Source organism: Tsukamurella pseudospumae (assembly GCF_001575205.1).
Lineage (GTDB): Bacteria > Actinomycetota > Actinomycetes > Mycobacteriales > Mycobacteriaceae > Tsukamurella > Tsukamurella pseudospumae.
In genome coordinates, this window is sequence record NZ_LSRE01000044.1 from 20,216 (window position 1) to 46,430 (window position 26,215).

Below are 26,215 nucleotides of genomic sequence, written 5' to 3' on the forward strand. Positions count from 1 at the left end.
CTACCCGGTCGGCTCCGGACCCACCCGCGCCGGCGCCGCGCCGAGCCGGACGGACAGCAGGCACAGCACCGCCGCCGCGAGCGCGAACCCGGTCGCCGTGGCGGCGAACCACGGGCCGCCCACCACGAGCGCGCCGAGGACCGAGGTGCCCGCCGCGACACCGGCGTTCGTGCAGGCGTTGTTCCAGCCGAGGACGGCGGCACGACGGTCCGGGTCGGCGGCGGACAGGTAGGTCTGCTGGGCGGAGAAGAAGGACCCGCCGCCCGCGCACCAGACGGCGACGGCCGCGATGACGATCGCGGGCACGGTCGCCGTGGTGGCCACCGCGACACCCGCCGCGACGACCACGGCCGCGCAGGCCGGCACCAGGGCGGGGTGCACCCCGCGCCGGGCCAGGCGGTCCACGAGCACACCCGTCCCGACGGAGCCGATCATCGACCCGATCCCCACGACCAGGCCGACCAGGCCGAGCGCGGTCAGGCCGTAGCCGAACCGCTCCGCGAGCAGGACTCCCACGTAGGTGTAGGCACCGAGCCGACCCGCCTGCAGCAGCAACGAGGACGTGAAGGCCAGCGCGATCCGGCGGTCGCGCCACGGCGCGAACAGCCCACCCCGCCCCGTGCCGGGTTCGGCGGCCCCGGCGGACGGCAGGCGGCGCGCCATGACCGCCGCGACCACGAGCATCGGGACGCCGATCAACAGGTACGGTGCGCGCCAGCCGAGAAGGGTCGCGAGCAGCGCACCCAGCGGCACGCCGAGGACCTGGCCGCCCGCATAGGCCGCCGCGCCCAGCGAGACCGCGCGGCCGCGCTGCCCCGGGGCCGCGTACTCGGCGAGGTACGCCCAGATCGACGGTGCGCCGAGCGCGGCTCCGAGCCCCGAGAGGGCACGCGCCAGCACGAGCAGCCCCAACGACGGCGCGAAGTAACTCAGGACGTCTGCCGCGGCGAAGATCGCCATCCCCGTAGCGATCGCGTGCCGCCGGGACAGCCGGTCGGACAGTCGACCGAAGAGCGGCCCCGTGACGGCGTAACAGAGGACGTAGGCGGTCACCACGCTCCCGGCCGCTCCGGTCGACGCCCCGAAGGCGCGGGCGATGTCCGGGAGCAGCGGTGCGACCAGGTTCATCTCGGCGCCCATGAGGAAGAACACCAGGTAGAGCACGCCGAAGACGGCCCACGGGGTCCTCCCCTGAGTCATCGCCGCACCTCCTGTTCGAGTCAGATTAGATGACCGAACGAATGGGGCCCAACGGGCGTGACCCGCGCCACCGTCGGGCTGCGGGACCGGGCGTAGCATGGGGCGGGTGAGTACCCCGGAGAACCCCCGCAAGCTACTCCGCCTCGAGGTCCGCAACGCGCAGACCCCGATCGAGCGCAAGCCGAACTGGATCCGCACGCGCGCGAAGATGGGCCCTGAATTCACCGAGCTCAAGGGCCTCGTCAAGCGCGAGGGCCTCCACACGGTGTGCGAGGAGGCGGGCTGCCCCAACATCTACGAGTGCTGGGAGGACCGCGAGGCCACCTTCCTCATCGGTGGCGAACAGTGCACCCGCCGCTGCGATTTCTGCCAGATCGACACCGGCAAACCCGCCGAGCTCGATCGGGACGAGCCGCGCCGCGTGGCGGAGTCCGTCCAGGCGATGGGCCTGCGCTACTCGACCATCACCGGCGTCGCGCGCGACGACCTGCCCGATGAGGGCGTCTGGCTCTACGCGGAGACGGTCCGCCAGATCCACGCGCTGAACCCGAACACGGGCGTCGAGAACCTGATCCCCGACTTCCACGCGAAGCCGGAGCTACTGGCGGAGGTGTTCGAGTCGCGCCCCGAGGTGCTGGCCCACAACCTGGAGACGGTGCCGCGCATCTTCAAGCGCATCCGGCCCGCGTTCCGCTACGACCGCTCCCTCGACGTGATCCGGCAGGCTCGGGACTTCGGGCTGGTCACCAAGTCGAACCTGATCCTCGGCATGGGCGAGACCCCCGAGGAGGTGACGGCCGCGATGCGCGACCTGCACGATGCGGGCTGCGACATCATCACGATCACCCAGTACCTGCGCCCCTCGCCGCGGCACCACCCCGTGGAGCGGTGGGTCAAGCCCGAGGAGTTCGTCGAGCACACCGCCGCGGCGGAGGAGATGGGCTTCGCCGGCGTCATGGCCGGGCCGCTGGTCCGCTCGTCGTACCGCGCGGGCAAGCTCTACGCCAAGGCGATGGCGCACCACGGCCGGCCGATCCCGGAGAACATGGCGCACCTGACCGCCGAGGGCGACGCGGCCCAGGAGGCCACCTCGGTCCTGCAGCGCCTGGCGGCTGCGAAGTAGCCCGACACGCGGCCGCAGGGCCCCGAACGACCGCACATTAAGCTGGGAGACATGGCACAGGACAAGGCAGCCGCCGACAAGCTCAAGGCGCAGAAGGCCGAGGCGAAGCGCGCCCGCAGGGCGGCATCGAAGGAACGTCGCACGCAGATGTGGCAGGCGTTCCAGATGCAGCGCAAGGAGGACAAGGCGCTGCTGCCGATCATGATCGGCGTGTTCGTCGGCGCGATCGTGCTCGCGATCGTCCTCGGCCTCGTCATCAACCAGCCGTGGTGGATGTTCCTCATCCTGGGCGTCCTGCTGGGCGCGCTGGGCGCGTTCATCGTGTTCACCCGTCGCCTCGAGCGCAATGTGTACAGCAAGAACGAGGGCCAGGTCGGCGCCGCGGGCTGGGCGTTGGAGAACATGCGCGGCTCGTGGCGCGTGACCCAGGCCGTGGCGCGCACCACCCACGCCGACGCGGTGCACCGCGTCATCGGCAAGCCCGGGGTGATCCTCGTGGCCGAGGGCAACGAGGGGCGGGTCAAGGGCCTGCTCGCGCAGGAGAAGAAGAAGACGGCCCGCGTCGTCGGCCAGACCCCGATCTACGAGTTCGTGGTCGGCACCGAGGAGAACCAGGTCCCCCTGCGCAAGCTGCAGCGCTCGCTGAACAAGCTGCCGTCGAACATCAACGGCAAGAAGATCGACGAGCTGGAGGGCCGCCTCGCCGCCCTGTCCAACCGCGGCGGCGGGGCGCAGATGCCCCGTGGCCCGCTACCGCAGGGCGCCAAGATGCGCAGTGTGCAGCGCACCGTCCGGCGCAAGACCGGCTCGAACTGATCTCCCCGACGGGGCCCGCGCTGCGGGCCCCGTTCGCGTCTTACGGAGCTCCGGGACCGCTATCGGGACCGGACGACGACGGTGCCGGTGGCCCGGTCCTGCATACCGCGCCCGTCCACGTCCTGGATCAGCGGCGGCACGATGAACAGGATCAGCAGGTTCCGGGCGAGCGCCCGGACGATGCCGACCCGCATCTGCGGGTTCTCGATGCGCGCCACCCGCAGGCCGGCGAAGTACTGACCGGGCGTGAAGCCGAACAGGGTCACCGACAGCACGCCGACGACGAACCAGATGCCGAGCGCCAGCGTGTCGTAGGACGTGGGCTCCCCCGCGAACACCTTGCTCGGGCCGACCACCGCGACCGCGATCAGCGCGGACGGCACCCAGTCGAGGAACAGCCCGAGCACGCGGCGACCGGCGCCCGCGACCGAGCCGGCACCGTCGCGCGGCAGGCCCAGCTGCTGGCCCCGGTAGTCACCGTGGGCGCCCTCCGGCAGTGCCGCGGAGGCACCGGAGAGCCATGATCCCGTTTCTCGACGCATGTGTCCCAGGGTACGTGGGCGGCGCGTTCCAACGCGTGTCGGACAGGTCCCGATGTGTAACACCGTTGAAACATTGCGTTAGTTCCCGGGCAACACCTCGTCCATACCGTTCATTCTCGTAACCTCGGTGGTGGTGGTCACGGTACGACCGCGTCGCCACCGCCGGACGACGAAGGAGCAAGTAACAGGTGTTCACTACCAAAGAGGAACTTCTCGACTACCTGAAGAAGGAAGACGTCGAGTACGTCGACATCCGCTTCTGCGACCTGCCCGGAACGATGCAGCACTTCAGCATCCCCGCCGAGGCCTTCGACGAGAGCGTCTTCGAGGACGGCCTGGCGTTCGACGGATCGTCGATCCGCGGCTTCCAGTCGATCGACGAGTCCGACATGATGCTGCTGCCGGACGTCACCACCGCGCGCATCGACCCCTTCCGCGCTGCGAAGACCATGAACATCTCGTTCTTCGTGCACGACCCGTTCACCCGTGAGGCGTACAGCCGCGACCCGCGCAACATCGCGCGCAAGGCGGAGGAGTACCTGCTCAGCACGGGTATCGCCGACACCTGCTTCTTCGGCGCCGAGGCCGAGTTCTACATCTTCGACTCGGTCTCCTACGACTCGTCGATCAACGGCTCCTTCTACGAGGTCGATTCGATCTCCGGCTCCTGGAACACCGGCCGCCCCATCGAGGAGGACGGCTCGCCGAACCGCGGCTACAAGGTCAAGACCAAGGGCGGCTACTTCCCCGTCGCGCCGTACGACCACTACGTGGATCTGCGCGACAAGATCTCGACCAACCTCAAGAACGCCGGCTTCACCCTGGAGCGCGGCCACCACGAGGTGGGCACCGGTGGCCAGGCCGAGATCAACTACAAGTTCGACACGCTGCTGCACGCGGCCGACGACGTCCAGCTGTTCAAGTACATCGTCAAGAACACCGCGTGGCAGGAGGGCAAGACCGTCACGTTCATGCCGAAGCCGCTGTTCGGTGACAACGGCTCGGGCATGCACGCGCACCAGTCGCTGTGGAAGGACGGCAAGCCGCTGTTCTACGACGAGGCCGGCTACGGCGGCCTGTCGGACCTGGCGCGCTGGTACATCGGCGGCATCCTGCACCACGCCCCGTCGCTGCTCGCCTTCACCAACCCGACGATCAACTCGTACAAGCGCCTGGTGCCGGGTTACGAGGCCCCGATCAACCTGGTGTACAGCCAGCGCAACCGCTCGGCCTGTGTGCGTATCCCGATCACGGGCAACAACCCCAAGGCCAAGCGCATCGAGTTCCGTTGCCCCGACAGCTCGGGCAACCCGTACCTGGCCTTCGCCGCCATGATGATGGCGGGCCTGGACGGCATCAAGAACAAGATCGAGCCGCACGCCCCCGTCGACAAGGACCTCTACGAGCTCCCGCCGGAGGAGGCCAAGGGCATCCCGCAGGCCCCCACGCAGCTCGCGGACGTGATCGACCGTCTCGAGGAGGACCACGAGTACCTCACCGCCGGTGGCGTGTTCACCGAGGACCTCATCGAGGAGTGGATCTCGTACAAGCGCGAGAACGAGATCGCGCCGGTCAACCTGCGGCCGCACCCCTACGAGTTCGAGCTCTACTACGACGTGTGAGTCGTAGCCCTGCACCACGATTCGAGCCCGCACCGGTTTCCCCGGTGCGGGCTCGACCCGTTCCGGGGCACAGACGGTAGGTTCGAGGGATGCGCCCCTCCCGCCTGCTCCTCGCCGCGACCGCCGTCACTCTCGTCACCGGGACCCTCACGGCGTGCTCGTCGAACGCCGCGGCGACGTGCCCGACCGGGGCACCCAGCACCGCGAACTCGCCGGACTGGACGTACCAGGGGCAGTCCGGCTCGATCGTTGCCACCGGCCCCACCGACAGCGCGTCCCCGCAGATCACCGTCGAGAAGCCCTTCACGGTCGCGGAGACGCACATCCAGGCCTTCAATCCGTCCGGCGACGGTGCCGTGGTCGGCGACACCGCGACCGTCTCGGTCTGCTACCTCGGCGTGAACGGCCGCACCGGCGAGCGGTTCGACAGCACCTACGACCGCGGCAAGCCCGCGTCGTTCTCCCTCGACGGCGTGATCCCCGGCTTCAAGAAGGCGATCGCCGGACAGAAGGTCGGCAGCGCCGTGGGCGTCGCCATCGCACCGACCGACGGCTACCCGACCGGCCAGCCCTCCGCCGGCATCCAGCCGGGCGACACCCTGATCTTCGTGATCAAGATCCTCTCGGCGAAGTAGGAGCCGGCATGGATCCGCGAACTGTGCCTGCACTGCAGGTGCCGATCCGGATTCTGAACTGGTTCAACGCGCGACACCCGTTCAACCACAACGACCACTTCCACGGTTGGGTGCTGAGCAACCTCCCCGATCGACGTCGGCGAGCGCTCGACGTGGGCTGCGGCCAGGGCCTACTGGCGTCGCGACTCGCGCAGCGTTTCGGCCAGGTCGACGCCGCCGATCGAGACGAGGAGATGCGGATAGCGACCGCCGGACTCGAGGAGCCGCACGTGCGGGTCCTCGGCGGCTTCGATGCCGCGGCCGGGCCGTACGACCTCATCACCATGGTCGCAACGCTGCACCACCTCGACCTGGAGTCCGCTCTGGAACGATGTCGCGAACTACTCGCACCCGGCGGCAGGCTTCTCGTGGTGGGACTCGCCCGCGAGGAATCGCTGACCGACGCCCTGTGGCTCACGGGATCCGCACTCGCCAACCCCGTCATGGGCTTCGTGCGCAGCCCGATTCCCACGTCGGTACCTGTGCCGGAGCCACCGTTCCCGGTCCGCGATCCCGAGCACACAGTCGATGAGATCGCAGACGCCGCGCACCGGATTCTTCCGGGATCGCGGGTCCGCCGGCGCATACCGTTCCGGTACACCCTCGACTGGACGGCCGGCTGACCCGCTGCGAATCCGGGTTCTCCCCGATGTGCCGTCGCCCGCGGCGACGCGAGACTGGTGGGCACACCGAACGTGGAGGCCTCATGCGCGTACTGTCCGCCGTCCTCGGAGCCGTGGTGCTCCTCCCCCTTGCGGCGGTCGCCGTGATTCTTGCGGGGATCCGATTCCGGATCCGGCCCATCCTCGACGTGGTCCGCCGCTTCAACCGGGACGTCACCAATCCACGCGCCGTGCACAGCGCCGGGTCCCCGGATTCGACGCGGACCGTCGTGCGCCACGTGGGACGACGCAGCGGGAAGGCCTACGAGACGCCCGTCGACGCGTTCGCCACCGATCGGAGCACCCTGCTCATCGCGCTGCCCTACGGACCGGACACCGACTGGGTCCGCAACGTCCGCGCGGCGGGCACCGTCGAATTGCTGCGGCAGGGCGAGACATTGACGGCGAGCGAGCCTCGGACGGTCGCGACGGCCGACGTGCTCAGCGAGATCCCGCCCGGCGCGCAGCGCACGCTGCGGCTGTTCGGCGTCGAACAGTGCCTGGAGCTGCGCGTCGCCTGATCAGCCCACCCGGGCGAGCAGCGCCAGGTGATCGGCGCCGGACACCTCGTGTCCCGTGACCTCGGCGGCGCCGAGCCCGCGGACGAGCACGTGGTCGATCCCCACCAGCGGCGGATAGGTCTTGTCCGTGGGATAGGTGGGCAGCCATCCCGCGCCGGCCAGCTGCCCGGCGTCGCGGTAACCGTCGGCGAGCAAGCGGCGGAACTGCACGTGGTCGTACGTGGCGTTGTAGTCGCCGAGCGCGATCACCGGTCGCGGCTCGGGGACGCCGTGCAGGAGCGCCTCGATCTTCTTCAGCTCATCGGCCCAGTCCGAGGGTTCCAGCGGCGGCACCGGGTGCACCGCGAACAGCTGGACGTCTCCCCGGCCGGGAACCGTCGCGACCGCCGTGAGCGTCGCGAGCGCGAAGCCGGGCACCGTCGCCGTGCTGGAGAGCGGATAACGGCTGTAGAGGGCGGTTCCGTAGGCGAGCCGGTCCGGGCGCACGAAGGAGTGCGGAAGGTCCGCCGCGATGGTGGTCCCGGCGATCCGCTGCGCCGCCTCGGGCGTGAGCTCCTCGACGGCCAGGAAGTCGACGTCGTTCTCGCGCACCAGCTTCGCCAGCTCGCCCACGTCACCCTGTCCGAGTTGAATGTTGGACGTGAGCACCGCCAGCGTCTTCCCGCTCGGCGCGGCCTCGCCGCGCCAGAGCGGCGCCTGCACGACGATCGCGGCCACCGCCACGGCGATCGCGACCGCCAGCCGGATGAACGCCCGCGCGTACAGCAGGCACACCACCGCCAGCGCCACGGTGGCCGTCAGGAGCAGGGGCACCATCGCCGCCGCGGCCACGGTGACCTTCTGGGTTCCCGGCCAGTAGTGCAGCCCGATGGTCGCGAGTGCGGCGAGCGCCGCCACGGTGCCGACGATGCCCGCCACCGGCCGGATGAAGATCCTCATGCCGACATTCTGCCGGGCGAACCGCTATTCGCCCCAGAACACCCGGTCGACGACGGCCCGGGCGCGCCGCGTGGTGCGCAGGTAGTCCTCGAGGAAGTCCAGCGCGGGCCCCCTCCAACCGGCCACGTAGGCGACGTTCGCAAGCACCGCGCCCGGTCCGGGCAACTGATCGATCGGCTTGCCGCGCACCAGGAACAGGGCGTTGCGGGAGCGGGTCGCGGTGAGCCACGCGTCGCGCAGGAGCTCCACGTCGCCCTCCGGCTCCAGCTCCGCCGCCCCGATGGCGTCCAGGGACTCGAGGGTGGACGTGTTCTGCAGCGAGGGCACGGCGCTCGCGTGCCGCAACTGCTCGAGCTGCACGGTCCACTCCACGTCGGAGAGCCCTCCGCGCCCGAGTTTGGTGTGGGTGGCCGGGTCGGCGCCGCGGGGTAGCCGCTCGGAGTCGACGCGCGCCTTGATGCGACGCAGCTCGTTCACCGTCGCGGCCGAGACGCCGCCGTCCGGGTACCTGATCTCGTCGACCATGTGCAGGAACTCGCGCGAGAGGTCCTCGTCGCCCGCGACGTGCGTGGCGCGCAGCAGGGCCTGCACCTCCCAGGGCTGCGCCCATTGCTGGTAGTAGGCGCGGTACGCGGCCAGGGTGCGCACGACCGGCCCGTTGCGGCCCTCGGGGCGCAGCCCGGTGTCGACCTCCAGGCCCGGGTCCACCGACGGTGCGCCGAGCCGCTTGCGCACCGCGTCGGCGACCAGGTTCGCCCAGCGCACGGCGTCGGACTCGTCGTAGCCCTCGTTGGGCACGCAGACGAACAGCACGTCGGCGTCCGAGCCGTAACCGATCTCGTGCCCGCCGAGCCGCCCCATCCCGATCACCGCGATCCGGGCGGGCGCGCCGGGCTTGTAATCGCTTCTGCTGGACTCGCGTTCGGCGACCGAGGTCGCGACCTCCGACACCAGTGCCGCGTCGAGCGCCGCGCCCCAGACCGAGGACAGCGCCGCGCACACCTCGGGCACCGTCATCATCCCGAGGATGTCGGCGGACGCGACGCGCGCGATCTCGCTGCGGCGCATGGCCCGCGCCACCGCGATCGCCCGATCCCGGTGGTGCGCACGGCTGACCGCCGCGAGCATGCCGTTGTAGACCTCCCGCGGCGAGGTCTCCGTGAGCTTGGGTCCGGTGGCGCCGTCGGCGTAGAGGCGGATCACCTCGGGCGAGCGCGCGAGCAGCTCGGCGACGAAGGTCGAGGAGCCGAGCACCGTCATCAGCCGCTGCGCCACGACCGATTCGTCGCGTAGCACGCGCAGGTACCACTCGACGTCGCGCAGGTCCTCGGACAGCTTGCGGTAGTTCAGCAGCCCGGCATCGGGGTTCGGTGTCTCACTGAGCCATTCGAGGAGCGTGGGCAGCAGGATGGTCTGGATGCGGCCGCGACGCGACGAGTCGGCCATCGCCTTGAGGTGCGCCAGGGCGTGCTGCGGCTGATGGAAGCCGAGGGCACCGAGTCGCGCGACGATCGCGTCGTCGGTCAGGCTCACCGCGTCGGCGTCGAGGCCCGCGATCGCGTCCAGCAGCGGCCGGTAGAACAGCTTGGTGTGCAGTCTGCGGACGCGACTGTTGTGCCGCTTGAGATCCACGCGCAGCACGCCCGCGGCGTCGCGCTCACCGTCGGGCCGGACGTGCGCGGCGCGGGCCAGCCAGCGCCAGGCCTCCTCGTGGTCCGGCGGCGGCAGCAGATGCGTGCGCTCCATGCGGCGCAGTTGCAGCCGGTGCTCCAGGCGGCGCAGGAACTCGTACGAGGCGGTGAAGTTGGCCCCGTCCTCGCGGCCCACGTAGCCGCCCGTCGTCAGGGCCTCCAGGGCGTCGACGGTGCTCCGTTCCCGCAGGGTCTCGTCGGTGCGGCCGTGCACGAGTTGGAGGAGCTGGACGGCGAACTCGACGTCGCGCAGGCCGCCGCGGCCCAGCTTGAGTTCGCGCTCGCGCAGGGCGGGGGCGATGTTCTCCTCGACGCGACGGCGCATCTCCTGCACGTCCTGCACGAAGTCCTCGCGCTCGGCCGCCTCCCACACCATGGGGCTGAGCGCCGCGAGGTAGTCGTAGCCGAGCTGCATGTCGCCGGTCTGCGGACGGGCCTTGAGCAGTGCCTGGAACTCCCAGGTCTTGGCCCATCGCTTGTAGTACGCCACATGGGAGTCCAGCGTGCGGGTGAGGCTGCCGGCTTTGCCCTCGGGGCGCAGGGCGGCGTCCACGTCGAAGAAGGCGGCGGAGCCGATCCGCATCATCTCGCCGGCCAGCCGCGCCGAGGGACCGTCGGCCGGCTCGGCCACGAAGATCACGTCCACGTCGGAGACGTAGTTCAGTTCCCGCGCACCGCATTTGCCCATCGCGACCACGGCGAGACGGCCCTCCGGGTCTGCGTCGGGGAAGGCCGTCGCGACGGCGACCGACAGGGCCGCGGTCAGCGCCGCGTCCGCGAGGTCCGCGAGGTGCGCGCCCACGACCGAGAAGGGCAGCGTGGGCTCGTTCTCCACGAGTTCGGCGAGGTCGCGCGCCGCGAGCACCATCGCGAGGTCGCGGTAGCCGTCCCGCAGCTGCGCGATCGCCGCGCCACCGGTGACGGCGGCGCGGTAGAGCAGGTCGTCGTCGCGCCGTCCCGGGACCTTCACGGCGTCGACGGTGGCGAGCATCGCCGCGATCAGATCGTCCCGTGACTTCAGCGGCGCCGTGTCCAGCAGCAACCGCCACGATTCCGGGTGGCTGATCAGGTGATCCCCCAACGCGTCCGAGGCACCGAGCAACCCGAACAGGCGGCCGCGGAAGGTGGTGTCGGAACGGATCAGGCCGTCGATCTCGGCCCAGTCGTCGCCCGTCGTCTCCCGCAGCCGCACCAGAGCGCGCAGCGTCCAGTCCGGATCTGCGGCGCGCGAGAGCGCCCACAGCACGTCGGAACAGGCCGTGTCGGCCCAGTTCAGGAGTTCGAGGTTCGACTCCGCCGCAGCGTCGAGCAGGCCGAGCCTGCCCGCGCTCGGACGGCGGACCTCACGACTGGTCGGCGGCACCGTCGACCCCCTAGAGGGAGAGGAAGCGGTCGAGCTCGAACGGCGTGACCACGGAGCGGTAGTCGTTCCACTCCGCCCACTTGTTCCGCAGGAAGTACTCGAAGACGTGCTCCCCCAGCGTCTCCGCCACGAGCTCGCTCTTCTCCATGAGCACCAGCGCGTCGTCGAGGCCGGAGGGGAGGTCGCGGAAGCCCATCGAACGGCGCTCGCGGGCCGTCATCTGTCGCACGTCGTCCTCGGCGGCCTCGGGCAGTTCGTAGCCGCCCTTGATGCCGGCGAGCCCCGCCGCGCACAGCACCGCGAACGCCAGGTACGGGTTGCACGCCGAATCCGGCGAGCGGACCTCGATGCGCCGGCTGCTGGCCTTGTTCGGCGTGTACAGCGGCACGCGGACCATCGCGGAGCGGTTCGCGGCGCCCCAGGTGGCGGCGGTCGGCGCCTCGTCCCCGGTCACGAGGCGCTTGTAGGAGTTCACCCACTGGTTCGTCACGGCGGAGATCTCGGGCGCGTGATGCAGGATGCCGGCGATGAACGCCTTGCCCGTCGACGAGAGCTGCAGCTCGTCGTCCGGGTCGTGGAAGGCGTTGGAGTCGCCTTCGAACAGGCTCATGTGCGTGTGCATGCCCGAGCCCGGGTGCACGCTGAAGGGCTTGGGCATGAAGGAGGCCTTGACGCCCTCGGTCATCGCCACCTCCTTGACGAGGTAGCGGAAGGTCATCACGTTGTCGGCCATCGACAGCGCGTCGGCGTAGCGCAGGTCGATCTCCTGCTGGCCGGGCCCCGCCTCGTGGTGGCTGAACTCCACCGAGATCCCCATGGCCTCGAGCGCCTCGATCGCCTTGCGCCGGAAGTTCGGCGCCGCCTCGTGCACCGCCTGGTCGAAATAGCCGCCGGTGTCCGCGGGCACGGGCAGGCCGTTCGGACCCGCTTCCTTCTTCAGCAGGTAGAACTCGATCTCCGGGTGCACGTAGCAGGAGAAGCCGAGGTCCGCGGCGCGGTTGAGCTGCCGCCGCAGCACGTGCCGACTGTCGCCCCAGGACGGCGTACCGTCGGGCATCGCGATGTCGCAGAACATGCGGACGGAGTGCATCTCCCCGTCGCCGCTCGCCCACGGCAGTACCTGGAAGGTCGACGGGTCGGGCTTGGCGACGGTGTCCGCCTCCGAGACGCGGGAGAAGCCCTCGATCGAGCTTCCGTCGAAGCCGATCCCCTCGGTGAACGCGCCCTCCAGCTCCGCCGGGGCGATCGCCACGGACTTGAGGAAACCGAGCACGTCGGTGAACCACAGCCGCACGAAGCGGATGTCCCGTTCCTCGATGGTGCGAAGGACGAACTCCTGCTGCCGATCCATGCTCACGACCCTAAGCGAGAAGGTGTTAACGGCGTGTTACATATGGCCTTCTGGTGCCCGGGGACCGGCGGTTCCCGCACGAACGTCGCTCCCAGCGGCGCTCGAATTCCATGACCTGGGCGAACACCGAGGGGCCGCCGCTGGAGACGACGTTCGTGCGGGCAGGTCCACGACCGATCGGCCACGAAGCGATCACGGGAGGAGGCTTCCGCGCTAGGGTCCGGGGCGTGGACACACCGTTCGCGCGGCTCACCGCCGCCGCAGCAGCCTCCGCGGCGATCGTCGTCATCGCCGGGTGCGGCGCGACATCGGAGCAGAGCGCCGCCACCAGCAGTCGCGCGCACTCGATCGACGCGTGTCCCTCGTCCGCGCCCACGGACGACGCGCGGGCGATCACCCTGCGCGGCGTCACGGGGAGCGCGTCGGTCGTCGCGCCGACCGCCGACTCGGCGCCGAGGATCACCGTCACCGCGCCGTTCCAGGTGGATCGGCTGCAGGCCGAGACCGCCCGCGCCGGAACCGGGCAGACCGTCACTGAGAAGTCCGTCGTGACCCTCTGCTACCAGGGCGTCAACGGCCGGACGGGCGAGGTCTTCGACGACGCCTTCGCGCGTGCGACCTCGGCGGAGATGGCGTTGCCGGACCTCGTCCCGGGTTTCCGGGCCGCGCTCGTGGGGCAGAAGGCCGGCGCCGCGGTCGTCGCCGCGATCCCCGCCGCTCAGGCCTACCCGAAGGGCGAGCCCGACGCCGGCATCGCGCCCGGCGACAGCCTGGTCTTCGCGATCAGCGTGATCGCCTCGAACTCCTGACTACGGCGTGCAGCGCAGGCCGGCGGGCGGGATCGTGAGGTCTCGGAAGTACGCGCCCACCGCACCGTCGACGCACGCGTTACCCTCCAGCGAGACGGTGTGCTGGCTGCCCTCGAAACTGATGAGCGATGCGTCGAGCTGCTTGGCCAGGCTCACGCCGTTCGCGTAGGGCGTCGCCGGGTCGTGCGTCGTCGAGATCACGACCATCTTGGGCGCGCCGACCGCGTGCACCTCGTGCGGCTTGAGCGTGGGCGCCGCCGCCCAGAAGGCGCAGGTGCCCTTCGCGGCGCGACCGGTGCCGCGGCCGTCGTCAAGGAACGGAGCCGCCTTGCGGATCCCGGAGTCGAGGCGCGACAGGTCGGCGGGATCGGTGACCGCCGGACCGTCGACGCAGTTGATGGCGGTGTTCGCGTCCATCATCGGCGAGTAGCGGCCCAGCTCGTCGCGGTTGAGGTAGAGGTCGGCGATGCGCTGCAGGAGCGAGCCGTCACCCTTCTGCAGGCCGGTCAGGCCGCGGCGCAGCGGCTCCCACAACTGCGTGGCGTACATCGCCTGGATGGTGGCGGTGGTCGCGTCGCTGTAGCTCAGCTGTCGGCCGCCCTGGCCGCGCACCGTCTTGTCGATGAGCGGGCGCGTCAGCTGCTGGAAGCGCTCCGTGGCCTTCGACGGGTCGGTGCCCACCGGGCAGGTCGGATACTTGGCGCAGTCCTTGGCCCAGTCGTCGAACACCGTCTGGAACCCGGCCATCTGCTGGATGGACGAGTCGATCGGGTCCTCCGCCGGGTCGACGGCACCGTCGAGCACCATGGCCCGGACCTTCTCCGGGAAGGTCTCGGCGTAGATCGCGCCGATGAACGTGCCGTAGCTGTAGCCGAGGTAGGTGAGCTTCTCGTCGCCGAGCACGGCCCGCAGCACGTCCAGGTCGCGGACGGTGTCCGCGGTACCGACGTGCTCGAGGAACGTCTTCCCCATCTTCTCGGCGCAGAGGTTCGCCTGCGACTTGTTGAAGTCCTCCTGCTTGGTGATGCCCGCGGGAGAGTTGTCGAAGGCGATGGTGGAGAGCCGGTTCTCGTCGCGCTGCTTGTCACTGAAGCACTTGACCGCGGGCGAGGACGCGCCGACGCCGCGCGGGTCCCAGCCCACCAGGTCGAAAGTCTGCGCGATGGGCAGCTTGTCCGCCTCCAGCGACTTGCCGGCCACCTGCTGGACGCCGGAGCCGCCTGGGCCGCCCGGGTTCATCAGCAGCGAGCCCTGCTTCTGCCCGGTGGCCTTGACCCGCGCGACCGCGAGACTGGTCTCCCCCGACCCCGGATCGTTGTAGTCGATCGGCACGGTGAGGTGCGCGCACTCGAGCTTGGTCTTGTCGTACTCGTCGATGTCGTCGGTACGCGCCATTTCGGCGCACGACCCCCACGACAGCTTCTGCCCGTAGTACTTCTGCAGGCCCGACGGAGCGCCCGCGACGGTGCTCGTGGGCCCGGCGGTACCGCCGCTCACCGTCGACCTGTCCGACGGTGCGGGGCTGCCCCCGATCTGCACCGAGCATCCCGCAAGGGCGACGACGGACACGACCGCGAGCGCGGCGAACGGGAGCTTCCTGGCCTTCACCCTGACGATCCTGCCACGCGGCGGGCGCGCTTCCGGGGACGCTAGGGTTGAGTCATGACGCCCCTTCGTGTCGCGGCATGCCAGATCAACCCCGTCGTGGGCGATCTGGACGCCAATGTCACTCGCATCACCGCCGCCGCCCGGGACGCTGCCCAGAGTGGCGCGCAGGTCGCCGTCTTCGGCGAGATGGCCCTGACCGGCTACCCCGTCGAGGACCTGCTGCTGCGCCGGTCCTTCGCCGTCGACTCGCGGCAGGCCGTGCAGCGCCTCGCCCTCGCCCTCGACGACGCGGGCTGCGGCGACCTCATCGTGGTCGTCGGCTTCCTCGACCGCGACCCGGACGCCCCGGAGACCAGCACGAACCCCACCGGTGGCGCCCGCAACGCCGCCGGCGTGCTGCACGGCGGAGAGCTCGTGGCGCGCTACGACAAGCATTTCCTGCCCAACTACGGGGTCTTCGACGAGAAGCGGTGGTTCACGCCCGGCGACCGGCTCGTGGTCCTCGACGTCGACGGTGTCCGGCTCGGCCTGGCCATCTGCGAGGACGTCTGGTGGCCCGACGGTCCCGTGGCCGGGCTGGGCGAGCTCGGCGTCGACGCGGTGCTCTGCCTCAACGCCAGCCCGTTCGAGGTGGGCAAGCCCGCGCAGCGGCGCGAGATCCTCGCCGCCCGGGTCGCCGAGGGCGGCGCGCCGATCGTCTACGTCAACCTCGTCGGCGGGCAGGACGAGCTCGTCTTCGACGGTGACTCGTTCACCGCGCTTCCCGGCTCCGACTGGGCGCCGGGGCCGCAGTTCACGGAGGCCACCACCTTCACCGAGGTGGCCGCGCTGAGCCGGGAGCGCGCGGGCGCCGTCGAGGGCTGGACCGTCGAGTCGGTGGACCTGCCTGCGCGCCCCGCCGCGTCGCTGCACGCCGGGGCGACACCGGCGGCCCGTCTCGACGAGCTCGCGCAGATCTGGGGGGCACTGGTCACCGGTACGCGCGACTACGTGCACAAGGTGGGCGGGCGCACCGTCGGCCTCGGAATGTCGGGCGGCATCGACTCGGCCCTCGTGGCCGTCATCGCCGCCGACGCGGTGGGGGCGGACAACGTGTACGGCGTGGGCATGCCCTCGAAGTACAGCTCCGACCACTCGAAGGACGACGCCGCCGATCAGGCGCAGCGGATGGGCATCCACTTCCGGTTCGAGCCGATCGAGCACATGGTGGAGGCCTTCGTCAGGCAGCTGAACCTCAGCGGCCTGGCCGAGGAGAACATCCAGGCGCGCTGCCGCGGCATGACGCTGATGTCACTGTCCAACCTGGACGGCCACCTGGTGCTGGCCACCGGCAACAAGAGCGAGCTGGCCGTGGGCTACTCGACGATCTACGGCGACGCCGTGGGCGCCTACGCCCCCATCCGCGATGTCGAGAAGTCGCTCGTGTGGGAGCTGGCGCGGTGGCGCAACCGGGTCGCCGTCGAGCGGGGCGAGACGCCGCCGATCCCGGAGAACTCGATCACCAAGGAGCCGTCGGCCGAGCTGCGGCCCGACCAGAAGGACAGCGACTCGCTGCCCGACTACGACGTGCTCGACGACATCCTGCGCCGCTACGTGGAGCAGGACCAGGGCGTCGCGGAGATCGCCGAAGCGGGCTACGAGCCCGAGCTCATCCGCAAGGTGGCCCGGCTCGTGGACCGCGCCGAGTACAAGCGGCGCCAGTACCCGCTGGGCCCCAAGATCACGCCGAAGGCCTTCGGCCGCGATCGACGGATGCCCGTGACGAACCGCTGGCACGACCCGGCCTGAGCGCCGGACCTGGGACTGCCCGGACCGGAGACACCGGCTGGGACTGTGAAAGGGAGAGATCCATGAGCGAGAACCCGTTGTACGGAGGCGGATCCGGCGCCGAACCCGATCCCGCGAGGCCGCCCCGCAAGAAGGTGCGCATCCACCACCTGGCCGAGCTCAAGGAGCGCGGTGAGAAGTGGGCCATGCTCACCAGCTACGACCACATGACCGCCTCGATCTTCGACGAGGCCGGCGTCACCGCCCTGCTCATCGGCGACAGCGCAGCGAACACCGTGTACGGGTTCGACTCCACACTGCCCATGGAGCTGGACGTCATGGCCGCGATGACGGCCGCGGTACGCCGCGGCACGAAGTACGCACTCGTGGTGGCGGACATGCCCTTCGCGAGTTACGAGGAGTCGCCCGAGCAGGCCTACCGGAGCGCGGCGAAGCTGATGAAGGCCGGCGCCGAGGCCGTGAAGCTCGAGGGCGGCGTGCACATGGCGCCCACCATCGAGTTCCTGCAGCGCCGCGGCATTCCCGTGATGGCACACATCGGCTTCACGCCGCAGTCCGTGAACTCGCTGGGCGGCAACCGGGTCCAGGGACGGGGTGATGAGGCGGCGGACAAGATCCGCCTCGACGCGAAGGCGGTCGACGCCGCCGGCGCCTTCTCCGTGGTGCTGGAGATGGTGCCCTCGGACGTGGCCGCGCAGGTCACCCAGGAGATCGCGATCCCCACCATCGGGATCGGCGCGGGCAATCGGTGCGACGGCCAGGTGCTGGTGTGGCAGGACTTCTCCGGCCTCAACCGCGGCCGCACCGCGCGGTTCGTCAAGAAGTTCGCGAACATCGGCGACGAGTTGCTGCGCGGCGCCCAGGAGTACGTGGCGGAGGTCGCCTCGGGCGAGTTCCCCGGACCGGAGCACGGATTCTGATGCGAGAGTTCTACCCCGAGATCGACGCCTACAGCACGGAGCTGCTGGACGTGGGCGACGGCCAGCTCGTGTACGTCGAGCAGAGCGGTAACCCCGAGGGCAAGCCCGTGGTGTTCATCCACGGCGGGCCGGGCGGCGGCACGTCCCCCGAGTGCCGGCGCTTCTTCGACCCGGCGGTGTACCGCATCGTCGTGTTCGATCAGCGCGGGTGCGGGCAGTCCAAGCCGCACATCGCGGATCCGTCGGCCGGGGAGGGTGATTCACTGGCCGACCGGCTGGCGGTGAACACCACGCCGCACCTCATCGCCGACATCGAGAAGGTCCGCGAGCACCTGGGCATCGACCGATGGCAGGTCTTCGGCGGCTCGTGGGGCTCCACGCTGGGTCTGGCGTACGCGCAGGCCCACCCGGGGCGGGTCACGGAGCTGGTGCTCCGCGGGATCTTCCTGCTGCGGCGCAGCGAACTGGACTGGTACTACAACGACGGTGCCTCCCACGTCTTCCCGGACAACTGGGAGGACTACCTGGCCCCGCTCGACGAGGCGGACCGGGCACCGTCGGCCGACAAGATCGCGGCCTACCACCGGCTCCTGCACTCGGGCGACGAGGCGGTGGCGCTGCGCGCGGCGAAGGCCTGGTCGATGTGGGAGCGCAGCACGAGCCACCTGATCAACACCCCGGAGAGTTCGGCGGACGCCGACGACCCGCGGTTCGCGATCCCCTTCGCGCAGATCGAGAACCACTACTTCGTGCACGGCGGATTCCTCGACGAGGGGCAGCTACTGCGCGACATCGATCGCGTCGCCGGGATCCCCGGAGTGATCGTGCAGGGCCGCTACGACGTGGTGTGCCCCGCGCGCAGTGCGTGGGACCTGCACCGCGCCTGGCCCACCGCCGATCTGGTGATGGTGCCCGACGCCGGCCATTCGGCCTTCGAGCCGGGCATCCGCTCGGCGCTCATCGAGGCCACCGACCGATTCGCGAAGGGCTGACCGATGCCGGAGCAGCGTGAGATCGAGACGAAGTACGAGGTCGCTGCCGACACCGTCGCGCCCGTGCTGACGGCGGTGACCGGCGTCGACCACGTCACGACCGACGAGGTCTTCCACCTGGTGGCGGTGTACTACGACACCGACGCCCTGGACCTGGCCGCGAATCGGATCACGCTGCGCCGCCGCACGGGCGGCAAGGACGACGGGTGGCACCTCAAGCTGCCCGACGGTGCCGACCGTCGCGAGGTGACCGTGCCTCTCGACGCCGTCGCCGCCGACAGCGGCGGCGGCGACGTCCCGGCGGGCACCTCCGAGGACGTTCCGGAGGAGCTGGTGGAGCGCGTCCGCGCCCTGGTGCGCGGACGCGCCCTCGCCCCCATCGCCATCGTCGAGAACGAGCGGTACACGACGTACTGCCACGCCGTCGACGGGGAGCTCCTCGGCGAGTTCGTCGACGACCACGTGCACTCGGTCTCCCTGCTCCCCGACGGCCCCGAGAAGACCTGGCGCGAGTGGGAGTTCGAGGTTCCCGACACTGCTCTCGGCCGCAAGACGGCGCTCGCCGTCGACAAGGCGCTACGCGCCGCGGGCGGCGAGCGGCCGGACGCCGCGTCGAAGCTGGCCCGTGCCATCGACGCCGACGTGACCCGGGGACCCGTCGACCTGCCGAAGAAGATCGCGCACGCGACCGCCGGGCAGCTCCTGACCGCCGCGCTCGCGGCCTACCGGGACAAGCTGCTGCGAGAGGACCCGAGAGTTCGTGCCCGCGGCGAGGATTCGGTGCACCAGATGCGCATCGCCACGCGGCAGCTGCGCAGCGTCCTCACCGAGTTCTCCGGGTTCTTCGACGGGCCCGCGCGTGCCGCGCTGAGCTCGGAACTCAAGCTGCTGGCATCGATCCTCGGCGCCGTGCGCGATGCCGAGGTGCTCGCCCAGCGATTCGAAGCCCTCGACGCGGGCGGCGAGTTCGGGGGCGCCGGAGCGGCTCTGGCGCAGCGGCAGCACGCGGCGGAGGCGCGCGGCTGGAGCCGGGTCGACCTGGCGTTGGACTCCGACCGCTACTTCGTGCTGTTGGACGCGATCGACGCGTTCATCGCCGACCCGCCGCTGCGCGAACGGGCCGATCAGCAGGCATCGAAGAGCCTGGCGCCGCTGCTGGACAAGCGGATCCGGTCCTTCGCCCGGCAGTCCGTCGTCCTGCTCGCCGATCCGGCGTGCACCGACCACGACGTGCACGCGATCCGCAAGCACGCCAAGCGGCTGCGCTACGCGTCGGCCGTCGCCGACCCGGTGGTGCGCGGCGACCTGCGGTCCGAGGTCAAGGGCCTGGCGAAGGTGCAGAGCCGGCTCGGCGAGTTCCAGGACGCCACGATCGCCCGCGACGCCATCGCCGGCCTCGCGGCGGAGACGATCGACCCGTCGATCGCGTTCCGGCTCGGCCGGGTCGACGCCGTCGAGGAGTGGCGGGCCGCGCAGGCCCGCGACAGCCTCCCCGCGTTGCTCCGCAAGCTCCGCTAGGGGCGCCGCGACCTACAGCCCGGCGATACTCGCGACCCGGCCGCCGATGTCGGCTCCGGAGTACGAGGTGTGCGAGTCCACCACCGCGTCACTGAGGTTCCCCGTCCACTGGCACACCGGATCGCCCGTGTTGCAGATCGTGATCGTGCGGCTGCCGGTACGCGCCGGCAGCGGGGCGGGGTTCGCGCCGCTGATCATCGCCGAGGCCTGCGCCATGCCCTGCGTCCGCGGTGCGGTGCCGAGGTAGCGCGTCGTGTCGTTCGGGATGCGGTCCGGATCGGCGATCAGGCCGGCGGCCACGATCTGCTTCTTGTCGCCGAGGCGCTGCAGGGCGCGGTGCACCGCGGCGGCGCCCTGGGAGTAGCCGACCATCACGATCTTCGTCGACGGGCAGGCCTTGATGACGATGTCCGCATCGCCCTGCGTGTTCGCCGCGCCCGTGTTCATGCTGGCCAGGAATCCGCCGAGCTTGTCCAGGCTGGTGGGCACCGGCGCGGCGGGGTAGTAGATCGGGCGGATCGCCACCGTCTTGCCCGCCGCCCGGACCCGGCCTGCAAAGGCCTGCGCGGCGGAGTTGACCGTCGGGCCCAGTCCGCCGGCCTCGCGTCCCTCCCCGGAGCCGGCGGCGCCGATGAAGGTGTAGTCCGCGCACGTGGGCGCGGCCGATGCGGGAGCGGCGACGAGCGCCGGCACCAGCGGGGCGACCAGGGCTGCGAGGGCGGGAACGAGGACGAGGCGGCGGCTCATGGTCTCAAACTAGCGCTTCTCGTACGCGAAGGACACCTTTCGGGCGGCCACGTCCGCCGTCTCCAGGCGAACCGTGACCCGCGCACCCTCCGGCGGCCCACCGGTGCACGGGGCGATGACCGCCGGATCGTCGAGCAGCACCTGGTCCTCGCGCATCGTGATCGCGGTGAAGTCCTCCCCCACCCGGTCGGCGAGGATGACCGCCTCGGTGAGGTCGATGCACGCCCGATCCACCTTGTTGGCCAGGGAGTTGGTGCGCTGCATGATCTCGGCGACCTCGTCGAGCGCGCCGCGGGACCAGTCCGGGACGGGCTGGCCGGCGCACGCGGCGAGGCACACCTCGGTGGCGTACCGGTCGGCGAGCCGGCGCAGCGGGGCTGTGACGTGCGCGTACGGCGCACCCACGCCCGCGTGCCCGGCGTCCTCGGGCGGCTGCGGCGCTGCGCCGGTGCCGAACGCGGCGTAGCCGGAGCCGCGGAGCAGGCGCGCCGCATCGGTCATGACGGCCAGGCCCTGCGGGGTGCTCACGTCCAGGCCCGCCAGGAAGTCGCCGACGACGACCCCCGCCGGCCACTCCTGCCCGAGGGCCGTGGCGGCGCGGCGGAGATCCTCGACCGCGTCGGCGGGCGCGGCGGGCAGGGTGCGCAGCAGCCCGACGCCGGCCTTGAGCATGATCGCGGCCGCACACACGCCGGTGAGCAGCGAGATCTGCGCGTTGTGGGCGTCGAAGTCGGTGCGCGGCTCGATCCGCACGGTCCAACCGTCGGGGCCCTGCACGGCCTCCTGGGCGGGAAGCCGCAAGTCGATGGCGCCGTGCGCGCGGCCCCACGCCGCCCGCAGCTTCCCGACCTCGGGCAGCAGCACGATGCTCGGATGCACCCGGCCGGCGTCGAAATCGGCCTGCACCCCGGCGTAGTCGAGGCGGGCGCGCGAGCGGACGACGGCGCGCCGCACGGTTGCGGATCGGACCTCGCCCGCGGCGTCGAGCCGGATCTCCCACAGCGCGGCGGCCCGGTCCTGTTCGGGCAGCAGTGATCCCGCGCCCTCCGACAGCGACCGCGGGTGCAGCGGGACCGAGCCGTCGGGCAGGTACATCGTCTGGCCCCGTCGGCGGGTCTCCGCCTCGAGCGGGCCGCCCGGCTCGACCAGGGCGCCGACATCGGCGATCGCGTAGTGCACCAGGTAGCCGTCGCCGTCGGCCGCGATGTGGACGGCCTGGTCGAGGTCCATGGACCCGGGCGGGTCGATGGTCACGAACTCGATGTCCCGACGGTCCGCGCGCCCCGCGGCCAGCAGATCCGCCGCAGCGTCGGCCTGGGCCTGCGCCTCGGCGGGGAACTCCTCGACCAGCTCGAACTCGGTGCGGACCGCGCCGAAGTCGACGGCACTGGACGGGACGGGGCCGCGCATCGGGATACCGGGCACGCGCCTACTCCGCCAGCGCCTCGACGCTCATCGCCGCGGCGGTGCGGTCCCCGGCCATGAACCACACGTACAGCACGTCCCCGTCGCGGTGCGCCAGCAGCCGGGGCTCGTCCTCGAGTTGCAGCGCCGAGTTGTGCTCGACGATCCCGCGCAGCGGCAGCCGCTCGCGCAGGTCCGGCTGGGTGGCCAGCGCCTCCTCCAGCGCGGTCCAGTACACGGCGTTGTTCACGTGCTGGATGATGTCCAGATCGGCGGCGCGCAGCAGGAAGGGCACCTCGACGGCGTCGGGGTGCGGCTTCGGGTCCAGCCACTGCTTCCAGCGCAGCACACCGGGCTCGGCGGCCGCGCCGAAGGTGCTGAGGAAGGTGTCGCTGAGCGCCGACGGGGTGAGCGTGTCGATGTTGAAGTTGATCCAGAAGGCCTCGGTCTCGATCCGGGTGCCCTTCTGCCCGTCGATACCGATCCGCACGTTGCACCAGCGCGAGCCCATCTTCGAGCCCCAGCGCTCGACGGTGAGGATGTCCGGCTGCTCGCCGCCCTCGAGGATCTCGATGACGGTGCGCCGCACCACCCAGTACGGGTGGATGTCCTCGTAGTCGACGTGGCGCAGGTGGTCCTGCCCGGTGTCCTGCAGGTACCGGGCCACCCCGTCGAACTTGAGCCGGCGGTCGGGGCTGACGGCGTCACCCCGGACGGAGCGCTGGGCGGTGTAGATGGCGCCGCTCTCGAGCAGCTCGGCGCGGCGGCCGGGCTCGGTGATGCGCGGGGGCAGGGGTTCTCCGATCACGCCCCGAGCCTAATCGACGGTGCGCCGGTTGAACGCCCGCACCGCGAGCGGCCCCCAGACCGCAGTGAGCGCGACGGACCAGATCACGGTGGCGAGCACCGGGTGCTCCAGCGACCAGGGCGCCCCCGGCCGCAGCGGCATGTCGTTACCCCAGAGCACCCGCATGGACTGGACCAGCGACGACACGGGATTCCACTCGGCGATCACGCGGAGGACCGGGACCATGCCCTCCGTGGGCACGAACGCGTTCGACAGGAAGGTCAACGGGAAGACGCTGGCGAACATCAGGCCGTTCACGGCCTCGATGGACTGCATCATGCAGCCGACGAGAATGCCGAACCAGATCATGGCGAAACCGAACATCAGGAGCACGAGGAAGCCGAGAACGGCGTCCACCGGGTTCGTGCGGATGCGCCAACCGATGGCCAGGCCCGTGAGACACATGACGACGATGCCGATCGACGAGTGCAGCAGGCTCGCGATGCTGCGCCCGATGAGGACCGACGCGCGGCTGATCGGCAGCGACCGGAAGCGGTCGATGACGCCCTTCTCCAGGTCCGTCGTGAGGCCGCCCGCCACCACGAAACAGGTGAACACCATCGTCTGCCCCAGGATGCCGGGGAGCAGGTACTCGCGGTAGGACACGCCCTGGGTGGGGATCGCGGAGCCGAAGACGAACGCGAACAGGACGGTGAACATGATCGGCTGGATCGTGACGTCCGACAGCATCTCGGGCATGCGCTTGGTGTGGATCATGCTGCGGCGAACCATGATCCAGGACTGCTGCCACAGGCTGGTCTGATGCGTCTCGACGCCGCCGACGCCGGGCTCGGTGGTGGCGGTCATGCGGATGCCTCCTCGGTGCTCGTGGTGTCGGTCTCGGTGCGACGGCCGGTCAGCGAGAGGAAGACGTCGTCGAGACTGGGACGCGAGAGCCCCAGATCGTCCACGCCGATCCCGCTCTCCGCGAGCAGCGCGGCGACCCGGTTCAGATCGTCCAGGCCGCCCGCGGGGCTGCTGACCCGCCGCGCCCCCTCGTCGACGAAGACCTCGCCGCCCAGCTGCGCGAGGATGGACCGGGCCTGCGGCAGATCCGCCGCGCCGGACACCGTGAGCACCAGGCTGGCGGCGCCCGCACGCTCCTTGAGCTGCAGCGGGGTGCCCTGCGCGATGATCCTGCCCTTGTCGATCACGATGATCTCGTCCGCCAGCTGATCGGCCTCTTCCAGGTACTGCGTGGTGAGCAGCAGCGTGGTGCCGTTCGCGACCAGCGTGCGCAGCACGTCCCACAACTCGGAGCGGGCGCGCGGATCGAGGCCGGTGGTGGGCTCGTCGAGGAACAGTACGGGCGGCGCGGTGAGCAGGCTGACGGCCAGGTCGAGCCGGCGGCGCATGCCGCCCGAGTACGCCTTGACCTGCTTGTCACCGGCCGCGGTCAAGGAGAACTGCTCGAGCAGCTCTGCGCTGCGCCGCTTGAGCACGGCCCGTGGGATGCCGTACAGCCCGCCGATCATCGCCAGGTTCTCGCGCCCGGTGAGGATCTCGTCCACGGTGGCGGCCTGCCCCGTGAGCCCCATGTTGCGCCGCACCTCGATCGGGTTCTCGATCACGTCGTACCCCGCGATGCGCGCGGTGCCCTCCGTGGGCGGCGACAGCGTGGTCATCATGCGCACCGTGGTCGTCTTGCCGGCGCCGTTGGGCCCCAGCACACCGAGGACGGAGCCGCGGGGCACCTGGAAACTCACCCCGTCCACCGCCGTGAAATCACCGAACCGTTTCACCAGGCCGATCGCCTCGATCGCCCAGTCACCGCTCTCACCGTGTGTCATGGGGCAACGGTAGTTCGCCCCACTGACAGGTTTCTACCGATTTGTCGCGTGCGCGTGCGCCCGCTCGATCAGCGCGGCGACCTCCGGGCCGGTCCCGGGGTTCACCACCGACACCCAGCCGAGCTTGGCGTACAGCGGATGCGGGAGCACGGCACCGTCGGCGGCGTAGTCCCACTCCCCCGCTCGCGCGGCGTGCTCGGCGGGCGGGTAGCCGATCAGCTCGGTGAAGGCCTCGCGGCCCACGTTCGCGTTGAGCCGGAAGGCGTCGGGCCGGTCCAGGCGCGAGTCCTCGTCGTCCGGATAGTCCTTGGTGATGATCGTGAGGTAGGGCATGACGCCGGGCTCGCCGTTCGGCGTGTAGTAGACGAAGGTGTCGCCCCAAGCGATCTCGGGGATCTGGGTGACCCCGTCGGGGGCGAGCGCGCCTGGCGCGATGGTGTCGACGGTCGATCCGGGCAGGTTCTCGAGCAGCGCGATCACGGCCTCGCGGGCGGTCGGTTCGGTCACGTCTGCAACCTACTCGCCGGCCCTGCGCACCGTCAGGACGCTCTCCGATTCGCGCTCGGCGCGGTACGCCACGGCGCCGCCGTTGATCCCGAACAGCCGCTTGCTCCACACCAGCCATACGACGGCGGCGATGTTGATCAGCAACGCTCCGGCGCGCAGCACGGTGACCTTCTCGGTGATCTCGTAGATCTCCAGCGGCAGGAACACCGAGGTCGCGATCACCGCGAAGTACTCGCCCCAGCGGTGGCCGAGCCACAGGCCGACGGCCTCGACGAGCTCGATCGCCGCATAGGCCACGAGGGCGACGGCGATCCACATGAGCGCCGTGCCGGAGAGCCCGAGCGCCCTGTCCACCGTGTGCACGATCTTCGAATCGCCCACGTTGAAACCCAGTTGACTGAGCACCGGCAGCTTCTCCCGGAACACCTCCCGCAGGTGCACCCGCGAGTCGCGGAACTGCCAGACCACCACGCCGGCGGCGACGAAGACGAGGCCGCGGAGCACCCGCTCGACCGCGAGGAAGCGCATGATCAGCTCGTCCCGCAGTGCCCGGCCGCGTGGGACCGACGGTGCGCGCCCCGCCGGCCCGGAGCCGTGCGGGTCGCCGACGACGAAATCGTCGCAGCGCAGGCAGCGCCAGGCCTCGCCCTCGGGGGTGTCGGTGCGGACGCGGTCGCGCAGGTCCGCCTCGTCGGGTGCGTAGGTGACGTGCCCACGGAGGCCGCAGGAGAGCACGGAGAGGTCCATCGGACCAGGTTAGCGCCGGTCCGGCGCGCGAGCC

General features: G+C 70.8%; 24 protein-coding genes. 11 read left to right on the plus strand and 13 right to left on the minus strand.

What is annotated here, in order from left to right; translation table 11 throughout:
• Entirely contained in the window at nucleotides 1–1,200 is a 1,200-nt protein-coding gene (locus AXK61_RS17715; RefSeq protein WP_068746524.1) for an MFS transporter, read from the minus strand.
• Nucleotides 1,201–1,297: 97 nt separating this feature from the next.
• Between AXK61_RS17715 and lipA the strand changes: the two genes are divergently transcribed.
• Nucleotides 1,298–2,323, plus strand: a complete 1,026-nt coding sequence (gene lipA, locus AXK61_RS17720) for a lipoyl synthase (RefSeq protein WP_068746525.1) — start codon at nucleotides 1,298–1,300, stop codon at nucleotides 2,321–2,323.
• A 51-nt stretch (nucleotides 2,324–2,374) separates the two neighbouring features.
• Nucleotides 2,375–3,139 carry a DUF4191 domain-containing protein gene (locus AXK61_RS17725; RefSeq protein ID WP_068569248.1) on the plus strand — a complete coding sequence of 255 codons (765 nt, stop codon included), beginning with the start codon at nucleotides 2,375–2,377 and terminating at the stop codon, nucleotides 3,137–3,139.
• Nucleotides 3,140–3,198: 59 nt separating this feature from the next.
• Here AXK61_RS17725 and AXK61_RS17730 read toward each other — a convergent pair whose 3' ends face one another.
• Nucleotides 3,199–3,681: an RDD family protein gene (locus AXK61_RS17730; RefSeq protein WP_068569249.1), complete on the minus strand. Its 483-nt coding sequence runs from the start codon at nucleotides 3,679–3,681 to the stop codon at nucleotides 3,199–3,201.
• Between the two features lie 188 nt (nucleotides 3,682–3,869).
• Between AXK61_RS17730 and glnA (AXK61_RS17735) the strand changes: the two genes are divergently transcribed.
• From glnA (AXK61_RS17735) to AXK61_RS17750, 4 genes are all read left to right on the plus strand, one after another.
• A complete protein-coding gene (gene glnA / locus AXK61_RS17735; RefSeq protein ID WP_068746526.1) occupies nucleotides 3,870–5,303 on the plus strand; it encodes a type I glutamate--ammonia ligase in 1,434 nt (477 codons plus the stop codon).
• Between the two features lie 89 nt (nucleotides 5,304–5,392).
• Nucleotides 5,393–5,938, plus strand: coding sequence for an FKBP-type peptidyl-prolyl cis-trans isomerase (locus AXK61_RS17740; protein WP_068746527.1), 546 nt, complete (start codon nucleotides 5,393–5,395; stop codon nucleotides 5,936–5,938).
• An 8-nt stretch (nucleotides 5,939–5,946) separates the two neighbouring features.
• Nucleotides 5,947–6,600, plus strand: a complete 654-nt coding sequence (locus AXK61_RS17745) for a class I SAM-dependent methyltransferase (protein ID WP_068569252.1) — start codon at nucleotides 5,947–5,949, stop codon at nucleotides 6,598–6,600.
• Nucleotides 6,601–6,683: 83 nt separating this feature from the next.
• A complete protein-coding gene (locus AXK61_RS17750) occupies nucleotides 6,684–7,160 on the plus strand; it encodes a nitroreductase family deazaflavin-dependent oxidoreductase (RefSeq protein ID WP_068569253.1) in 477 nt (158 codons plus the stop codon).
• Here the strand turns inward: AXK61_RS17750 and AXK61_RS17755 are convergent, their stop codons facing one another.
• From AXK61_RS17755 to glnA (AXK61_RS17765), 3 genes are read right to left on the minus strand one after another with little or no spacing between them, the layout of a single operon-like run.
• A complete protein-coding gene (locus tag AXK61_RS17755; RefSeq protein ID WP_068746528.1) occupies nucleotides 7,161–8,099 on the minus strand; it encodes an endonuclease/exonuclease/phosphatase family protein in 939 nt (312 codons plus the stop codon).
• 24 nt (nucleotides 8,100–8,123) lie between these two features.
• Nucleotides 8,124–11,153: a bifunctional [glutamine synthetase] adenylyltransferase/[glutamine synthetase]-adenylyl-L-tyrosine phosphorylase gene (locus tag AXK61_RS17760; RefSeq protein WP_068746529.1), complete on the minus strand. Its 3,030-nt coding sequence runs from the start codon at nucleotides 11,151–11,153 to the stop codon at nucleotides 8,124–8,126.
• Between the two features lie 10 nt (nucleotides 11,154–11,163).
• Nucleotides 11,164–12,504: a type I glutamate--ammonia ligase gene (gene glnA / locus AXK61_RS17765; RefSeq protein ID WP_068569256.1), complete on the minus strand. Its 1,341-nt coding sequence runs from the start codon at nucleotides 12,502–12,504 to the stop codon at nucleotides 11,164–11,166.
• A 227-nt stretch (nucleotides 12,505–12,731) separates the two neighbouring features.
• On the opposite strand from glnA (AXK61_RS17765), the gene AXK61_RS17770 reads away from it, so the two are divergent.
• Nucleotides 12,732–13,313: an FKBP-type peptidyl-prolyl cis-trans isomerase gene (locus tag AXK61_RS17770; protein ID WP_068746530.1), complete on the plus strand. Its 582-nt coding sequence runs from the start codon at nucleotides 12,732–12,734 to the stop codon at nucleotides 13,311–13,313.
• Here AXK61_RS17770 and AXK61_RS17775 read toward each other — a convergent pair whose 3' ends face one another.
• Nucleotides 13,314–14,921, minus strand: coding sequence for an alpha/beta hydrolase (locus AXK61_RS17775; protein ID WP_068746531.1), 1,608 nt, complete (start codon nucleotides 14,919–14,921; stop codon nucleotides 13,314–13,316).
• A gap of 54 nt (nucleotides 14,922–14,975) precedes the next feature.
• On the opposite strand from AXK61_RS17775, the gene AXK61_RS17780 reads away from it, so the two are divergent.
• From AXK61_RS17780 to AXK61_RS17795, 4 genes are all read left to right on the plus strand, one after another.
• Entirely contained in the window at nucleotides 14,976–16,709 is a 1,734-nt protein-coding gene (locus tag AXK61_RS17780; RefSeq protein WP_068746532.1) for an NAD+ synthase, read from the plus strand.
• A 62-nt stretch (nucleotides 16,710–16,771) separates the two neighbouring features.
• Nucleotides 16,772–17,629, plus strand: coding sequence for a 3-methyl-2-oxobutanoate hydroxymethyltransferase (gene panB / locus AXK61_RS17785; RefSeq protein ID WP_068746533.1), 858 nt, complete (start codon nucleotides 16,772–16,774; stop codon nucleotides 17,627–17,629).
• The gene (gene pip / locus AXK61_RS17790) at nucleotides 17,629–18,621 is read left to right on the plus strand and encodes a prolyl aminopeptidase (protein WP_068746534.1); all 993 of its coding nucleotides are present in this window, start codon (nucleotides 17,629–17,631) and stop codon (nucleotides 18,619–18,621) included. Before panB ends, pip begins: the two co-directional genes overlap by 1 nt.
• A gap of 3 nt (nucleotides 18,622–18,624) precedes the next feature.
• On the plus strand, nucleotides 18,625–20,139 hold the full coding sequence (locus tag AXK61_RS17795) for a CYTH and CHAD domain-containing protein (protein ID WP_068746535.1): 1,515 nt from the start codon (nucleotides 18,625–18,627) through the stop codon (nucleotides 20,137–20,139).
• A 12-nt stretch (nucleotides 20,140–20,151) separates the two neighbouring features.
• Here AXK61_RS17795 and AXK61_RS17800 read toward each other — a convergent pair whose 3' ends face one another.
• Genes AXK61_RS17800 through AXK61_RS17830 form a run of 7 tightly spaced genes read right to left on the minus strand, consistent with a single transcriptional unit; the run spans nucleotide 20,152 to nucleotide 26,181 of the window.
• Nucleotides 20,152–20,886 (minus strand): cutinase family protein, encoded by a 735-nt coding sequence (locus AXK61_RS17800; protein ID WP_068569263.1) that lies wholly within the window; start codon nucleotides 20,884–20,886, stop codon nucleotides 20,152–20,154.
• A 9-nt stretch (nucleotides 20,887–20,895) separates the two neighbouring features.
• The gene (locus AXK61_RS17805; protein ID WP_068569264.1) at nucleotides 20,896–22,296 is read right to left on the minus strand and encodes an RNB domain-containing ribonuclease; all 1,401 of its coding nucleotides are present in this window, start codon (nucleotides 22,294–22,296) and stop codon (nucleotides 20,896–20,898) included.
• Nucleotides 22,297–22,315: 19 nt separating this feature from the next.
• A complete protein-coding gene (locus AXK61_RS17810; RefSeq protein WP_231855595.1) occupies nucleotides 22,316–23,098 on the minus strand; it encodes an acyl-[acyl-carrier-protein] thioesterase in 783 nt (260 codons plus the stop codon).
• 9 nt (nucleotides 23,099–23,107) lie between these two features.
• Nucleotides 23,108–23,944, minus strand: coding sequence for an ABC transporter permease (locus AXK61_RS17815; RefSeq protein ID WP_068569265.1), 837 nt, complete (start codon nucleotides 23,942–23,944; stop codon nucleotides 23,108–23,110).
• The gene (locus tag AXK61_RS17820) at nucleotides 23,941–24,927 is read right to left on the minus strand and encodes an ATP-binding cassette domain-containing protein (RefSeq protein WP_068569266.1); all 987 of its coding nucleotides are present in this window, start codon (nucleotides 24,925–24,927) and stop codon (nucleotides 23,941–23,943) included. The genes AXK61_RS17815 and AXK61_RS17820 overlap by 4 nt, the downstream gene beginning before the upstream one ends.
• Nucleotides 24,928–24,960: 33 nt before the next feature.
• The gene (locus AXK61_RS17825; RefSeq protein ID WP_068569267.1) at nucleotides 24,961–25,434 is read right to left on the minus strand and encodes a DUF6194 family protein; all 474 of its coding nucleotides are present in this window, start codon (nucleotides 25,432–25,434) and stop codon (nucleotides 24,961–24,963) included.
• Between the two features lie 9 nt (nucleotides 25,435–25,443).
• Nucleotides 25,444–26,181: a DUF2127 domain-containing protein gene (locus tag AXK61_RS17830; protein WP_068746536.1), complete on the minus strand. Its 738-nt coding sequence runs from the start codon at nucleotides 26,179–26,181 to the stop codon at nucleotides 25,444–25,446.
• Nucleotides 26,182–26,215 lie beyond the last annotated feature (34 nt).

Excerpts from the sequence above, each read along its gene's own strand:
- AXK61_RS17715 (WP_068746524.1), bottom strand. The coding sequence starts at position 1,200 with ATGACTCAGGGGAGGACCCCGTGGGCCGTCTTCGGCGTGCTCTACCTG.
- lipA (WP_068746525.1), top strand. The coding sequence starts at position 1,298 with ATGGGGCGGGTGAGTACCCCGGAGAACCCCCGCAAGCTACTCCGCCTC.
- AXK61_RS17725 (WP_068569248.1), top strand. The coding sequence starts at position 2,375 with ATGGCACAGGACAAGGCAGCCGCCGACAAGCTCAAGGCGCAGAAGGCC.
- AXK61_RS17730 (WP_068569249.1), bottom strand. The coding sequence starts at position 3,681 with ATGCGTCGAGAAACGGGATCATGGCTCTCCGGTGCCTCCGCGGCACTG.
- AXK61_RS17740 (WP_068746527.1), top strand. The coding sequence starts at position 5,393 with ATGCGCCCCTCCCGCCTGCTCCTCGCCGCGACCGCCGTCACTCTCGTC.
- AXK61_RS17745 (WP_068569252.1), top strand. The coding sequence starts at position 5,947 with ATGGATCCGCGAACTGTGCCTGCACTGCAGGTGCCGATCCGGATTCTG.
- AXK61_RS17750 (WP_068569253.1), top strand. The coding sequence starts at position 6,684 with ATGCGCGTACTGTCCGCCGTCCTCGGAGCCGTGGTGCTCCTCCCCCTT.
- AXK61_RS17755 (WP_068746528.1), bottom strand. The coding sequence starts at position 8,099 with ATGAGGATCTTCATCCGGCCGGTGGCGGGCATCGTCGGCACCGTGGCG.
- glnA (WP_068569256.1), bottom strand. The coding sequence starts at position 12,504 with ATGGATCGGCAGCAGGAGTTCGTCCTTCGCACCATCGAGGAACGGGAC.
- AXK61_RS17780 (WP_068746532.1), top strand. The coding sequence starts at position 14,976 with ATGACGCCCCTTCGTGTCGCGGCATGCCAGATCAACCCCGTCGTGGGC.
- panB (WP_068746533.1), top strand. The coding sequence starts at position 16,772 with ATGAGCGAGAACCCGTTGTACGGAGGCGGATCCGGCGCCGAACCCGAT.
- pip (WP_068746534.1), top strand. The coding sequence starts at position 17,629 with ATGCGAGAGTTCTACCCCGAGATCGACGCCTACAGCACGGAGCTGCTG.
- AXK61_RS17795 (WP_068746535.1), top strand. The coding sequence starts at position 18,625 with ATGCCGGAGCAGCGTGAGATCGAGACGAAGTACGAGGTCGCTGCCGAC.
- AXK61_RS17800 (WP_068569263.1), bottom strand. The coding sequence starts at position 20,886 with ATGAGCCGCCGCCTCGTCCTCGTTCCCGCCCTCGCAGCCCTGGTCGCC.
- AXK61_RS17805 (WP_068569264.1), bottom strand. The coding sequence starts at position 22,296 with ATGCGCGGCCCCGTCCCGTCCAGTGCCGTCGACTTCGGCGCGGTCCGC.
- AXK61_RS17815 (WP_068569265.1), bottom strand. The coding sequence starts at position 23,944 with ATGACCGCCACCACCGAGCCCGGCGTCGGCGGCGTCGAGACGCATCAG.
- AXK61_RS17820 (WP_068569266.1), bottom strand. The coding sequence starts at position 24,927 with ATGACACACGGTGAGAGCGGTGACTGGGCGATCGAGGCGATCGGCCTG.
- AXK61_RS17830 (WP_068746536.1), bottom strand. The coding sequence starts at position 26,181 with ATGGACCTCTCCGTGCTCTCCTGCGGCCTCCGTGGGCACGTCACCTAC.